At 58.2% G+C, this 12,074-nt stretch carries 17 protein-coding genes; 7 read left to right on the top strand and 10 right to left on the bottom strand.

The features are described 5' to 3' along the window. Positions 1 to 9 precede the first annotated feature (9 nt). The 10 genes from FIV35_RS14385 to FIV35_RS14340 form a co-directional block, all read right to left on the bottom strand. Complete coding sequence (locus FIV35_RS14385; RefSeq protein WP_034095909.1) at positions 10 to 282, bottom strand: HPr family phosphocarrier protein; 273 nt, start codon at positions 280 to 282, stop codon at positions 10 to 12. Positions 283 to 298: 16 nt separating this feature from the next. After that, complete coding sequence (rapZ, locus tag FIV35_RS14380) at positions 299 to 1,156, bottom strand: RNase adapter RapZ (RefSeq protein ID WP_034095910.1); 858 nt, start codon at positions 1,154 to 1,156, stop codon at positions 299 to 301. A gap of 2 nt (positions 1,157 to 1,158) precedes the next feature. Further along, positions 1,159 to 1,623 (bottom strand): PTS IIA-like nitrogen regulatory protein PtsN, encoded by a 465-nt coding sequence (gene ptsN, locus FIV35_RS14375; RefSeq protein ID WP_034095911.1) that lies wholly within the window; start codon positions 1,621 to 1,623, stop codon positions 1,159 to 1,161. Positions 1,624 to 1,634: 11 nt separating this feature from the next. Continuing rightward, on the bottom strand, positions 1,635 to 1,940 hold the full coding sequence (gene hpf / locus FIV35_RS14370) for a ribosome hibernation-promoting factor, HPF/YfiA family (protein WP_034095912.1): 306 nt from the start codon (positions 1,938 to 1,940) through the stop codon (positions 1,635 to 1,637). Positions 1,941 to 2,015: 75 nt separating this feature from the next. After that, the gene (locus tag FIV35_RS14365; protein ID WP_034111779.1) at positions 2,016 to 3,509 is read right to left on the bottom strand and encodes an RNA polymerase factor sigma-54; all 1,494 of its coding nucleotides are present in this window, start codon (positions 3,507 to 3,509) and stop codon (positions 2,016 to 2,018) included. Between the two features lie 192 nt (positions 3,510 to 3,701). Then, positions 3,702 to 4,427, bottom strand: coding sequence for an LPS export ABC transporter ATP-binding protein (lptB, locus tag FIV35_RS14360; RefSeq protein WP_034136988.1), 726 nt, complete (start codon positions 4,425 to 4,427; stop codon positions 3,702 to 3,704). Continuing rightward, on the bottom strand, positions 4,427 to 4,960 hold the full coding sequence (gene lptA, locus FIV35_RS14355) for a lipopolysaccharide transport periplasmic protein LptA (RefSeq protein WP_034095915.1): 534 nt from the start codon (positions 4,958 to 4,960) through the stop codon (positions 4,427 to 4,429). Before lptA ends, lptB begins: the two co-directional genes overlap by 1 nt. Next, positions 4,947 to 5,519 carry an LPS export ABC transporter periplasmic protein LptC gene (lptC, locus tag FIV35_RS14350; RefSeq protein ID WP_034095916.1) on the bottom strand — a complete coding sequence of 191 codons (573 nt, stop codon included), beginning with the start codon at positions 5,517 to 5,519 and terminating at the stop codon, positions 4,947 to 4,949. Before lptC ends, lptA begins: the two co-directional genes overlap by 14 nt. 8 nt (positions 5,520 to 5,527) lie before the next feature. Beyond that, complete coding sequence (locus FIV35_RS14345; RefSeq protein ID WP_034136989.1) at positions 5,528 to 6,052, bottom strand: KdsC family phosphatase; 525 nt, start codon at positions 6,050 to 6,052, stop codon at positions 5,528 to 5,530. Beyond that, entirely contained in the window at positions 6,053 to 7,027 is a 975-nt protein-coding gene (locus FIV35_RS14340; protein ID WP_034136990.1) for a KpsF/GutQ family sugar-phosphate isomerase, read from the bottom strand. Positions 7,028 to 7,327: 300 nt separating this feature from the next. Here FIV35_RS14340 and FIV35_RS14335 point away from each other — a divergent pair, with 300 nt between their 5' ends. The 7 genes from FIV35_RS14335 (at position 7,328) to murA (ending at position 12,005) form a co-directional block, all read left to right on the top strand. Beyond that, positions 7,328 to 8,137 carry an ATP-binding cassette domain-containing protein gene (locus tag FIV35_RS14335; protein ID WP_034095919.1) on the top strand — a complete coding sequence of 270 codons (810 nt, stop codon included), beginning with the start codon at positions 7,328 to 7,330 and terminating at the stop codon, positions 8,135 to 8,137. Next, a complete protein-coding gene (mlaE, locus tag FIV35_RS14330; RefSeq protein WP_034136991.1) occupies positions 8,137 to 8,934 on the top strand; it encodes a lipid asymmetry maintenance ABC transporter permease subunit MlaE in 798 nt (265 codons plus the stop codon). Before FIV35_RS14335 ends, mlaE begins: the two co-directional genes overlap by 1 nt. Then, entirely contained in the window at positions 8,934 to 9,401 is a 468-nt protein-coding gene (gene mlaD / locus FIV35_RS14325; RefSeq protein ID WP_034136992.1) for an outer membrane lipid asymmetry maintenance protein MlaD, read from the top strand. The genes mlaE and mlaD overlap by 1 nt, the downstream gene beginning before the upstream one ends. 11 nt (positions 9,402 to 9,412) lie before the next feature. Next, entirely contained in the window at positions 9,413 to 10,060 is a 648-nt protein-coding gene (locus FIV35_RS14320) for an MlaC/ttg2D family ABC transporter substrate-binding protein (protein WP_034136993.1), read from the top strand. Next, positions 10,057 to 10,362: an STAS domain-containing protein gene (locus FIV35_RS14315; protein WP_034095923.1), complete on the top strand. Its 306-nt coding sequence runs from the start codon at positions 10,057 to 10,059 to the stop codon at positions 10,360 to 10,362. Before FIV35_RS14320 ends, FIV35_RS14315 begins: the two co-directional genes overlap by 4 nt. A 114-nt stretch (positions 10,363 to 10,476) precedes the next feature. After that, a complete protein-coding gene (locus FIV35_RS14310; RefSeq protein ID WP_034095924.1) occupies positions 10,477 to 10,716 on the top strand; it encodes a BolA family protein in 240 nt (79 codons plus the stop codon). 23 nt (positions 10,717 to 10,739) lie between these two features. Further along, complete coding sequence (murA, locus tag FIV35_RS14305; protein ID WP_034095925.1) at positions 10,740 to 12,005, top strand: UDP-N-acetylglucosamine 1-carboxyvinyltransferase; 1,266 nt, start codon at positions 10,740 to 10,742, stop codon at positions 12,003 to 12,005. Positions 12,006 to 12,074: the final 69 nt, after the last annotated feature.

The raw sequence follows: 12,074 nt of genomic DNA, 5'->3' as shown, positions 1-12,074 counted from the left end.
GCCGGGAGGTTATTCCCCTTCGTCGAAGAAGTTGTTGATCAACTCCACCAAGGCGTCCATTGCCTCTTTTTCTTGATCGCCTTCGGTCTCCAGGTGAATCGTAGTGCCCTTGCCGGCCGCCAGCATCATCATCGCCATGATGCTTTTGCCATCAACCATCGACTCCGGCGTGCGTCCTGCGCGGATTTTGCAGGGGTATTTTCCAGCAACGCCGACAAATTTTGCCGAGGCTCGGGCGTGGAGGCCCAGCTTGTTGATGATTTCAATTTCACGAGCGGGCATCGCGTGAGTGTTCCTTTCAGCTGAGGTCGCGGTGGCGAACCTGGACGTTCTTGAGGGTTTGTTGCAGCACCTGACCCAAGCGCTCCGTCAGGTAAACCGAGCGGTGATGGCCGCCGGTGCAGCCGATGGCGATGGTCACATAGGCTCGGTTGCTTGCGGCAAAACGTGGCAGCCACTTGAGCAGGTAAGTGGAGATGTCCTGGAACATCTCCTCCACATCCGGTTGCGCCGCCAGGTAATCAGCGACCGGCTGATCCAGCCCGGATTGATCACGCAATTCCGGCTTCCAGTAAGGGTTCGGCAGGCAACGCACATCGAACACCAGATCGGCGTCTACCGGCATGCCGCGCTTGAACCCGAAGGACTCCACCAGAAAGGCCGTACCAGGCTCCGGCTGGTTCAGCAGCCGCAGCTTGATGGCATCGCGCAGTTGATACAGGTTGAGACTGGTGGTGTTGATCTTCAGGTCGGCCAGATCGATGATCGGCCCCAGCAGCTTGGTCTCGTCCTCGATCGCTTCGGCAAGGGAGCGATGGGGGCTGCTGAGCGGGTGGCGCCGCCGGGTTTCGGAGAAGCGCTTGAGCAGGGTCTCCTCGTCGGCATCCAGGTACAGCACATCGCAGTGAATATGCTTGGCGCGCACTTCCTCCAACAGCTCAGGGAACCGGGAAAGGTGGCTGGGCAAGTTGCGGGCATCGATCGACACGGCAACCAGCGGCTGCGCTAGCTCAGTGTGGATCAGTGCGCGTTCGGCCAGTTCCGGCAGCAACCCGGCGGGCAGGTTGTCGATGCAATAAAAGCCACTGTCCTCCAGAACATTCAGGGCAGTACTTTTACCAGAGCCGGAGCGGCCACTGACGATGATCAAACGCATGATTACTTCTCGTTTTGTTCATCCAGAACAACCTGATAGAGCGCTTCATTGCTGCTGGCGCTGCGTAGTCTGTTACGTACTTCCTTGCGATCAAGCATGCTGGCGATCTGCCGAAGCAGTTCCAGATGCGCATCGGTGGCAGCTTCCGGGACCAGCAGGACAAACAGCAGGTCGACCGGTGCGCCGTCGATGGCGTCGAAATCGATGGGGGCTTCCAGATGTATCAGAGCGCTTATCGGATCTGCGCAGCCTTTGAGGCGGCAGTGTGGAATCGCGATGCCGTTACCAAAACCGGTGGAGCCCAGTTTTTCACGGGCGACGAGCGCCTCGAAGACATCTTGCATCTCCAGATCCGGCACTTCGCGGGCGATCAGGTTGGCAATTTGTTCGAGGGCTTTTTTCTTGCTGCCGCCCGGCACGTTCACGAGGGAACGGCCGGGGGTCAGGATAGTTTCAAGTCGGATCATGGGGGGGAGAGTTAACGACCTGTACCTTGCATCAGGTGCAGATTCTTTTCCTTATGCTTTATGAGTTGGCGGTCGAGCTTTTCGTACAGCGAGTCAATCGCGGCATACATGTCGTCATGTTCGGCATTGGCGACGACTTTGGCATTCGGTATGTGCAGGGTGGCCTCGATTTTCTGCTTGAGCTTATCGACCTCCATGATGACCTGCACATTGGTAATTTTGTCGAAATGCCCCGCAAGCTTGTTCAGCTTGCTCTCGGTGTACTCACGCAGGGGCTTGGTGACTTCCAGCTGGTGTCCACTGATGTTGACTTGCATACAGCTTCTCCTTCGTTGCCAGTGCATAAAGCGGCAGGCCGGGATGCCTGCCACTGGAACGCTATGGCCCGCCCGTCACATCAAACGCTTACGCTCGCTGGAAGGCGCGATCCCAAGGGATTCGCGATATTTGGCGACGGTTCGACGGGCGACCTGAATGCCTTGTGCCTCCAGTAAACCAGCGATCTTGCTGTCACTCAACGGCTTTTTCTGATTTTCCGCGGCAACCAGTTTTTTGATGATCGCGCGGATCGCCGTGGACGAGCATTCGCCGCCTTCGGAAGTGCTGACATGGCTGGAGAAAAAGTATTTCAGCTCATAAATACCCCGTGGGGTATGCATGAATTTCTGCGTGGTCACCCGTGAAATTGTCGACTCGTGCATGCCGACCGCCTCGGCGATGTCATGCAGCACCAGCGGTTTCATCGCTTCGTCGCCGTATTCCAGGAAGCCGCGCTGATGCTCGACGATCTGGGTGGCGACTTTCATTAGGGTTTCATTGCGGCTTTGCAGGCTCTTGATGAACCAGCGCGCTTCTTGCAGCTGATTGCGCATGAAGGTGTTATCGGCGCTGGTATCGGCGCGGCGCACGAACCCGGCATATTGCGGGTTGACGCGCAGGCGCGGCACCGATTCCTGATTCAGCTCCACCAGCCAGCGTTCGTTGTCCTTGCGTACGATAACGTCCGGGACAACGTATTCGGCTTCGCTGGACTCGATCTGCGAGCCCGGGCGAGGGTTGAGGCTTTGCACCAGCTCGATGACCTGGCGCAGCTCGTCTTCCTTGAGCTTCATGCGTCGCATCAGTTGGCTGTAGTCGCGGCTGCCCAGCAGATCGATGTAATCGGTGACCAAACGCTGGGCTTCGCTGAGCCAAGGGGTCTTGGCGGGCAACTGACGCAATTGCAGCAGCAGGCACTCGCTGAGGCTGCGGGCGCCAATGCCGGCAGGCTCGAACTGCTGGATGCGGTGCAGGACGGCTTCGATTTCGTCCAGCTCGATATCCAGTTCCGGGTCGAAGGCCTCAAGGATCTCCTCAAGGGTTTCGTCCAGATAGCCCTGGTTGTTGATGCAGTCGATCAGGGTCACGGCGATCAGCCGATCGGTGTCCGACATCGGCGCCAGGTTCAACTGCCACAACAGGTGGCTTTGCAGGCTTTCGCCGGCGGACGTCCGGGTGGTGAAATCCCACTCGTCATCGTCGCTGCTGGGCAGGCTGCTGGCGCTGGTCTGGTAGACGTCTTCCCAGGCAGTGTCCACGGGAAGCTCATTGGGAATACGCTCGTTCCATTCACCTTCCTCCAGGTTATCCACCGTCGGGGCGGTTTCCTGATAGGAGGGTTCCTGCACATCGGAGTTGGGTTTTTGCTCGATGTTGTCAGCCAACGGATCTGCATTATCGAAGTCGTCGCCTTCTTCCTGGCGTTCGAGCATCGGATTGGACTCCAGAGCTTCCTGGATCTCCTGTTGCAGGTCCAAGGTCGACAATTGGAGCAGGCGGATGGCCTGTTGCAGCTGCGGTGTCATCGTCAGCTGCTGGCCCATTCTCAGGACTAGCGATGGTTTCATGGCAGGGGCTTAACACCTTATTCGCCGGCGCAATGCGCCATCCACGACAGGGCGCGTGAGCGCCAAACATAAGCAAATTATATGCCTGATATCGAGGGCTTTGCCTAGAGCGCGGTAACAATAAAAATCCAGAGGCTTTCATTGCATCCGCGCACCAGGTTAACGTCCTGCCAACGCCTTGTTAAAGGCTGTTTACAGGCGGAACTCGTGGCCCAGGTACACTTCCTTGACCAGTTCGTTGGCCAGGATGGTGGCGGCATCGCCTTCGGCGATCAGTTGACCATCGTTGACGATATAGGCGGTTTCGCAGATATCGAGGGTCTCACGTACGTTATGGTCGGTAATCAATACCCCGATGCCCTTGGCCTTGAGGTGATGGATGATCTGTTTGATATCGCCAACCGAAATAGGGTCGACGCCGGCAAACGGTTCGTCCAGCAAGATGAACTTGGGCGCGGTGGCCAGTGCGCGAGCAATTTCCACGCGACGACGCTCACCACCGGACAGGCTCATGCCAAGGTTGTCGCGAATGTGGTTGATGTGGAACTCCTGCAGCAGGCTTTCCAGCTCCGCGCGACGGCCATCGCGGTCAAGCTCCTTGCGAGTCTCCAGGATCGACATGATGTTGTCGGCGACCGAGAGTTTGCGGAAGATCGACGCTTCTTGCGGAAGATAGCCGATACCGGCGCGGGCGCGACCGTGCATCGGTTGGTGGCTGACGTCCAGATCGTCAATCAGCACGCGGCCTTGGTCCGCTTGAACCAGGCCGACGATCATGTAGAAACAGGTGGTCTTGCCGGCACCGTTGGGGCCGAGCAAGCCGACGATCTGGCCGCTGTCGATCGACAGGCTGACATCGCGCACGACCTGACGGCTTTTATAGGCCTTGGCCAGATGCTGGGCTTTCAGAGTTGCCATTACTCGGCCTTCTTCTTCGGCTGGATAACCATGTCGATGCGTGGGCGCGGTGCGCTGACCTTGGTACCGTTGGCGCGGCCCGCCTGGGCGACCTGAGTCTTGGTGTTGTACACGATCTTCTCGCCTTCGGTGGAGTTACCGTCGGCGCTCAGCACCTTGGCCTGATCGATCAGCACAATGCGGTTTTGCTGCGCATGATACTGGATGGTCTTGCCATAGCCCTTCATCGGGCCTGGATCTTCTGCCTTTTGCTTCTGTTCGAAGTAGGCAAGGTTGCCCACCGACGTCACCACGTCGATGTCGCCTGCCGGGGTGCGCGTCAGAGTTACCGTGTTGCCGGTGATCTTCATCGAGCCCTGGATAATGATCACGTCGCCCTTGTAAGTGGCAACGCCTTGCTTGTCATCCAGCTGAGCATCGTCAGCCTGGATGCGGATAGGCTGCTCGCTATCGTTCGGCAGAGCCCAGGCGCTCACGCTTCCCAGTGCTGCGCCAAGACCGAGCAAAATCGGGAGAGTTTTAACGAGCCTCATACTGTCCTCTTACGTTCGATAGCAGGTGTATCCTGCTTTCTTTCAAATACGCTTTCATTCCCTTGCCAGTCGATACACCGCCAGCGCCGTCGATTCTAACGTCTTGCTCGGTCTGCGCATATTGCTTCTGTGGGAATACGGTCATGCGACTGCTGGTAATAATGGTGTCGCGGTTCTGCGCATCGGTACGCGCGACGCGCACTGAGTCGATCAGTTCGACTTCGGTGCCGTCGGGGTTCACCTCGCCACGCTTGCTAGTGACGTGCCACGGAAACTCCGTGCCGCGATACAGGTTCAAGTCCGGGTTGGTCAGCAGGGTCACCTCGCTGGCCTTCAAATGCTCGACTTTGTCCGAGGTCATTTCATATTGCACCTTGCCATCGGGCAGGAACTGCACGCTGTAGGCGTTGGTGGCGTAATAGTCGATAGCCCCATCGTCGACCTGCGCCACAGGTCGGTCGAGAAACCGCTCCGGGCTGATATTCCAGTAGCCCACCGCCAGGAACAGCGCGGCGATGACTCCGAATAACAGGAAGTTGCGAATCTTTTTGCTCAGCATAAAACGCTCTATAGGTAGGCGGCGTGGGCCGCTTCAAGACGGTCTTGGGCGCGCAGTATCAGCTCGCAGAATTCGCGGGCGGCACCTTCGCCGCCACGGGCAGTGGTGATGCCATGAGCGTGCTCGCGAACGAACGCCGCCGCGTTGGCCACCGCCATGCCCAGCCCGACCCGGCGGATTACCGGCAAGTCGGGCAGGTCGTCACCGAGGTAGGCGACCTGTTCATAGCTTAGGTTGAGTTGGCCCAACAGTTCGTCCAGAACCACCAGTTTATCCTCGCGGCCCTGATACAGGTGAGCAATCCCCAGGTTTTGCGCGCGACGTTCCACCACTGGAGTCTTGCGACCGCTGATAATGGCGGTCTGTACCCCGGCCGCCATCAGCATCTTGATGCCTTGACCGTCCAGCGTGTTGAATGTTTTAAATTCGCTGCCATCTTCCAGGAAATACAAGCGGCCGTCGGTCAGCACGCCGTCAACGTCGAAGACGGCCAACTTGATGTGCTTGCCGCGCTGCAACAGGTCGTTGCTCATTTACATCACTCCCGCACGCAGCAAGTCGTGCATGTTCAAGGCGCCGATCGGGCGGTCGTCACTATTGACCACCACCAGCGCGCCGATTTTGTGGTCTTCCATGATCTTCAGCGCTTCGGCTGCCAGCATGTCAGGGCGCGCGGTCTTGCCATGGGGCGTCATCACCGCATCGATGGTGGCGGTATGGATATCGATGGTGCGGTCCAGGGTCCGACGCAAATCACCGTCGGTGAATACGCCGGCCAGGCGGCCATCGGCTTCGAGGATCACCGTCATGCCCAGGCCCTTGCGGGTCATTTCCATCAATGCGTCCTTGAGCAGAGTGCCGCGTTGGACGTGGGGCAGTTCATCGCCCGAATGCATGACGTTCTCGACCTTCAACAGCAGGCGACGGCCCAGCGCACCACCCGGGTGGGAAAACGCGAAGTCCTCGGCGGTAAACCCGCGGGCTTCCAGCAGCGCCACAGCCAGGGCATCACCCATGACCAGCGCGGCAGTGGTGGAGGAGGTCGGGGCCAGGTTCAGTGGGCAGGCTTCGTGGGCTACATGCACGTTCAGATTGACTTCGGCAGCCCTCGCCAGGGTCGATTCGGGGTTGCCGGTGATGCTGATCATCTGGATGCCCAGGCGTTTGATCAACGGCAACAGCGTCACGATTTCGTTGGTGGTGCCTGAATTAGATAGGGCCAGGATGATGTCATACTTGGTGATCATGCCCATGTCACCGTGGCTGGCTTCGGCCGGATGCACGAAAAACGCCGTGGTGCCGGTGCTGGCCAGGGTGGCGGCGATCTTGTTGCCGACATGGCCGGATTTGCCCATGCCCACCACGACAACGCGACCCTTGCTGGCCAGAATCATCTCGCAGGCGCGTACGAAATCCGCGTCGATATGGGCCAGCAAACCTTCTACGGCTTCAAGCTCGAGGCGGATAGTGCGTTGTGCGGATTGAATAAGGTCGCTGGATTGGCTCATGTCTGAAATCGTATAGCCTGACGAAAAGTCGGCGATTATAGCGGTAATGTTCAATTCCCTCACGCAAGTTCGTCAGGGTTTGTTCGGTAGTCGCCTGAGATTCATGCTCAGCAACGTTTTTTCCTGGCCCCGAAACTGAACTGGCGCTGTTCCGGCCTTGGGGGCGTTGTACCAGCAGTGATATAGTTCGCGGCCAGTTCGGTCCGCTCAGTCCCTGTGGCTATCTATATTGCGCAGCCGTTGCAAACGTTTGTCGCATAGATGGTGTCTGAGTGAGAAGCTGCATCCCAAGGAGTTTAGATGAGTGCCGATAACGCCTACGCGGTCGAGCTGAAGGGACTGACCTTCAAGCGCGGGACGCGCAGCATCTTCAATAACGTCGATATTCGCATTCCCCGCGGCAAGGTCACCGGCATCATGGGACCTTCCGGTTGCGGCAAGACCACCCTGTTGCGTTTGATGGGCATGCAATTGCGCCCGAACGCCGGTGAAGTATGGGTCAACGGCCAGAACCTGCCGACGCTGTCGCGCAGCGATCTGTTCGATGCGCGCAAGCACATGGGCGTATTGTTCCAGAGCGGGGCACTGTTCACCGACCTCGATGTTTTCGAGAACGTGGCGTTTCCGCTGCGGGTGCATACGCAACTGTCCGATGAAATGATTCGTGACATTGTTTTGTTGAAGCTCCAGGCCGTGGGCCTGCGCGGCGCCATCGACCTGATGCCTGACGAGCTGTCCGGCGGCATGAAGCGTCGCGTCGCACTGGCGCGCGCCATTGCCCTTGATCCACAGATCCTTATGTACGACGAGCCCTTTGTTGGTCAGGACCCGATCGCCATGGGGGTGCTGGTGCGCCTGATCCGCCTGCTCAACGACGCATTGGGGATCACCAGTATCGTGGTCTCCCACGACCTGGCGGAAACCGCGAGCATCGCCGACTACCTGTATGTCGTCGGCGATGGTCAGGTGCTGGGGCAGGGCACGCCTGAGGAATTGATGAATGCCGACAACCCGCGCATTCGTCAATTCATGACCGGCGATCCCGACGGCCCTGTGCCTTTTCACTTTCCGGCGGCGGACTACCGCGCAGATCTTCTGGGGAAGCGCTGATGCGCAAGACATCTCTTATCGACAAGGTTCGCCTTTTCGGTCGCTCGGGCATCGACATCGTCGAAGTGCTGGGTCGCTCGACGATTTTTCTATTTCACGCGTTACTGGGCCGCGGCGGCATTGGTGGCGGTTTTGGTCTGTTGATCAAGCAGTTGCACGCAGTGGGTGTGATGTCCCTGGTGATCATCGTGGTCTCCGGGGTGTTCATCGGCATGGTATTGGCGTTGCAAGGCTTCAATATCCTGTCCAGTTACGGCTCGGAGCAGGCGGTGGGGCAGATGGTGGCCCTGACACTGTTGCGCGAGCTGGGGCCGGTGGTTACGGCATTGCTGTTCGCCGGGCGCGCGGGTTCCGCGCTGACTGCCGAAATCGGCAATATGAAGTCCACCGAGCAGTTGTCCAGCCTGGAAATGATCGGCGTGGACCCGCTCAAATACATTGTTGCCCCGCGCCTGTGGGCTGGCTTCATTTCTCTTCCATTGCTGGCGATGATCTTCAGCGTGGTAGGCATCTGGGGCGGTTCATGGGTCGCAGTGGACTGGCTGGGCGTCTATGACGGCTCCTACTGGGCCAACATGCAGAACAGCGTGACCTTCAACGGTGACGTGCTCAACGGCATCATTAAGAGCATCGTATTTGCCTTTGTAGTGACCTGGATCGCCGTATTCCAAGGCTATGACTGTGAACCCACCTCAGAAGGGATCAGTCGCGCCACCACCAAGACCGTTGTGTACGCCTCGCTGGCGGTACTGGGCCTTGACTTCATTTTGACCGCCTTGATGTTTGGAGATTTCTGATGCAAAACCGCACTGTGGAAATCGGTGTCGGCCTTTTCTTACTGGCTGGCATCCTGGCTTTACTGTTGCTGGCCCTGCGGGTCAGCGGCCTGTCGGCCAGCCCTACCGCCGACACATATAAACTTTACGCATATTTCGACAATATCGCCGGTTTGACTGTCAGAGCCAAGGTGACCATGGCCGGCGTGACGATCGGCAAGGTCACGGCAATCGATCTGGATCGTGACAGTTTCACGGGGCGAGTGACGATGCAGTTGGATAAGAAGGTCGATAATCTGCCGACCGACTCCACTGCGTCCATCCTCACCGCGGGTCTGTTGGGCGAGAAATACATCGGTATCAGCGTGGGCGGTGACACAGAGCTGCTCAAGGATGGTTCGACCATCCACGATACGCAGTCGTCGCTGGTACTCGAAGACCTGATCGGTAAATTCCTGCTCAATACGGTCAATAAAGACGCCAAATGAGGAATCTGTACATGATCTCTACCTTGCGACGTGGCCTTCTGGTGCTGCTTGCAGCGTTGCCTTTGATGGCTAACGCGGCGGGTTCTGCGCACGATCTGGTGCAGGACACGACCAACAAAATGTTGGCTGACCTGACGGCTAACAAAGAACAGTACAAGCAAGACCCGAGTAAGTTTTACGACGCACTCAATTCTATTGTTGGTCCGGTGGTGGATGCTGAAGGCATCTCCCGCAGCATCATGACGGTCAAGTATTCGCGTAAGGCGACGCCTGAGCAGATGCAGCGCTTCCAGGAAAACTTCAAGCGCGGCCTGTTTCAGTTCTATGGCAACGCATTGCTTGAGTACAACAACCAGGGCATTACCGTTGCGCCAGCCGGCGACGAATCGGGTAATCGCACCAGCGTCAATATGAGCGTCAAAGGCAACAACGGCGCGATCTACCCGGTGCAATACACCCTGGAGAAGATCCAAGGCGAGTGGAAGCTGCGTAACGTGATCATCAACGGCATCAATATCGGCAAGCTGTTCCGTGATCAGTTCGCCGATGCGATGCAGCGCAATGGCAATGACCTGGACAAGACCATCAATGGCTGGGCCGGGGAAGTCGCCAAGGCCAAGGAAACATCCGACAAAGAAGCCGGGAAGACTGTGCAATGATCGAGTCGGCTGTTCGTCTTGGCGATGCTGGCGAGCTGTTTCTCAGCGGCGTGCTGGATTACCGCACCGGGCCTGACCTGCGCAAGCAGGGCCAGGCACTGATCAAGACCAGTACCGCGCCCGCGCTGGTGCTGGATTGCTCGGCAGTGACCAAGTCCAGCAGCGTCGGCTTATCGTTGTTGCTGTGCTTCATGCGCGATGCCGAGGCGGCCAAGAAGTCGGTCAGCATTCGGGCGTTACCCGACGACATGCGCGAAATTGCCGAAGTTTCTGGTCTGACCGAGCTGTTGGCGCATCCTTAATACACATTTTCAAGCAAGCCCCCCGTCAGAGTCCTGCTATGCGGGGTTCGCAGGCGCGGGGCTTTTTTGTATGATGTGCGACCCGCGCGCACTGGGCGCCGATAGAGGTTGAGCATGCAGGCCCTAGAAGTTAAGAGCTTCCTTGAAGGAAAGCTGCCGAATACTGAGGTTGTAGTTGAAGGCGAAGGCTGCAATTTCCAGCTGAACGTGATTAGCGATGAACTGGCGGCATTGAGCCCGGTCAAGCGTCAGCAGCAGATCTATGCCCATTTGAACCCGTGGATCACCGATGGCAGCATCCATGCGGTCACTATGAAATTTTTCAGCCGCGCGGCCTGGGCCGAGCGCACCTGAGCCCCCAAGGCGTCGAGATTCTTATGGATAAATTGATTATTACCGGCGGTGCCCGCCTTGATGGCGAGATCCGCATCTCCGGTGCGAAAAACTCCGCCTTGCCGATTCTGGCTGCGACCCTGCTGTGCGATGGCCCGGTGACCGTGGCCAACCTGCCGCATCTGCACGATATCACCACCATGATCGAGCTGTTCGGTCGCATGGGTATCGAGCCGGTGATTGACGAGAAACTGGCTGTCGAAATCGACCCGCGTACTATCAAAACCCTGATCGCTCCGTACGAATTGGTGAAAACCATGCGTGCATCGATCCTGGTGCTGGGCCCGATGGTTGCCCGTTTCGGCGAAGCCGAAGTGGCACTGCCTGGCGGTTGCGCCATTGGCTCGCGTCCGGTGGACCTGCACATCCGTGGTCTGGAAGCGATGGGCGCGATCATCGACGTCGAAGGCGGCTACATCAAGGCCAAGGCACCTGAAGGCGGCCTGCGTGGCGCGAACTTCTTCTTCGATACCGTCAGCGTGACCGGTACTGAGAACATCATGATGGCCGCTGCCCTGGCCAACGGCCGCAGCGTGCTGCAAAACGCCGCCCGCGAGCCGGAAGTAGTCGACCTGGCTAACTTCCTGAACGCCATGGGGGCGAAGGTTTCCGGCGCTGGCACCGACACCATCACCATTGATGGCGTGGAGCGTCTGCACACCGCAACCTACAAGGTTATGCCCGACCGCATCGAGACCGGCACCTACTTGGTCGCCGCCGCCGTCACCGGTGGTCGTGTCAAGGTCAAGGATACCGATCCGACCATCTTGGAAGCGGTCCTGGAAAAACTCCGTGAAGCCGGTGCCGAAATCACCTGCGGCGAAGACTGGATCGAACTGGACATGCACGGCAAGCGGCCAAAAGCCGTCAACGTGCGTACCGCTCCGTACCCGGCGTTCCCAACCGACATGCAGGCGCAGTTCATTTCCTTGAACGCGATTGCCGAAGGCACCGGTGCCGTGATCGAGACCATCTTCGAAAACCGCTTCATGCACGTATACGAGCTGCACCGCATGGGCGCGAAGATCCAGGTTGAAGGCAACACTGCCATCGTGACCGGGATCGACAAGCTCAAGGGCGCGCCAGTGATGGCCACCGACCTGCGTGCCTCGGCCAGCCTGGTGATCTCCGCGTTGTGTGCGGACGGTGACACCTTGATCGACCGCATCTACCACATAGACCGCGGTTACGAGTGCATCGAAGAAAAACTGCAGATGCTCGGCGCAAAAATTCGCCGCGTACCGGGCTAGTCCTGGAACTGAAAACACCGCCACTGTAGTGAGCGGGCTTGCTGTGGTGAGTGGGCTTGCTGTGGTGAG

It is taken from the genome of Pseudomonas rhodesiae (genome assembly GCF_007858255.1).
GTDB lineage: Bacteria > Pseudomonadota > Gammaproteobacteria > Pseudomonadales > Pseudomonadaceae > Aquipseudomonas > Aquipseudomonas rhodesiae.
The sequence above is the reverse complement of the archived record's forward strand: the minus strand, read 5'-3'. Positions and strand labels throughout refer to the sequence as shown.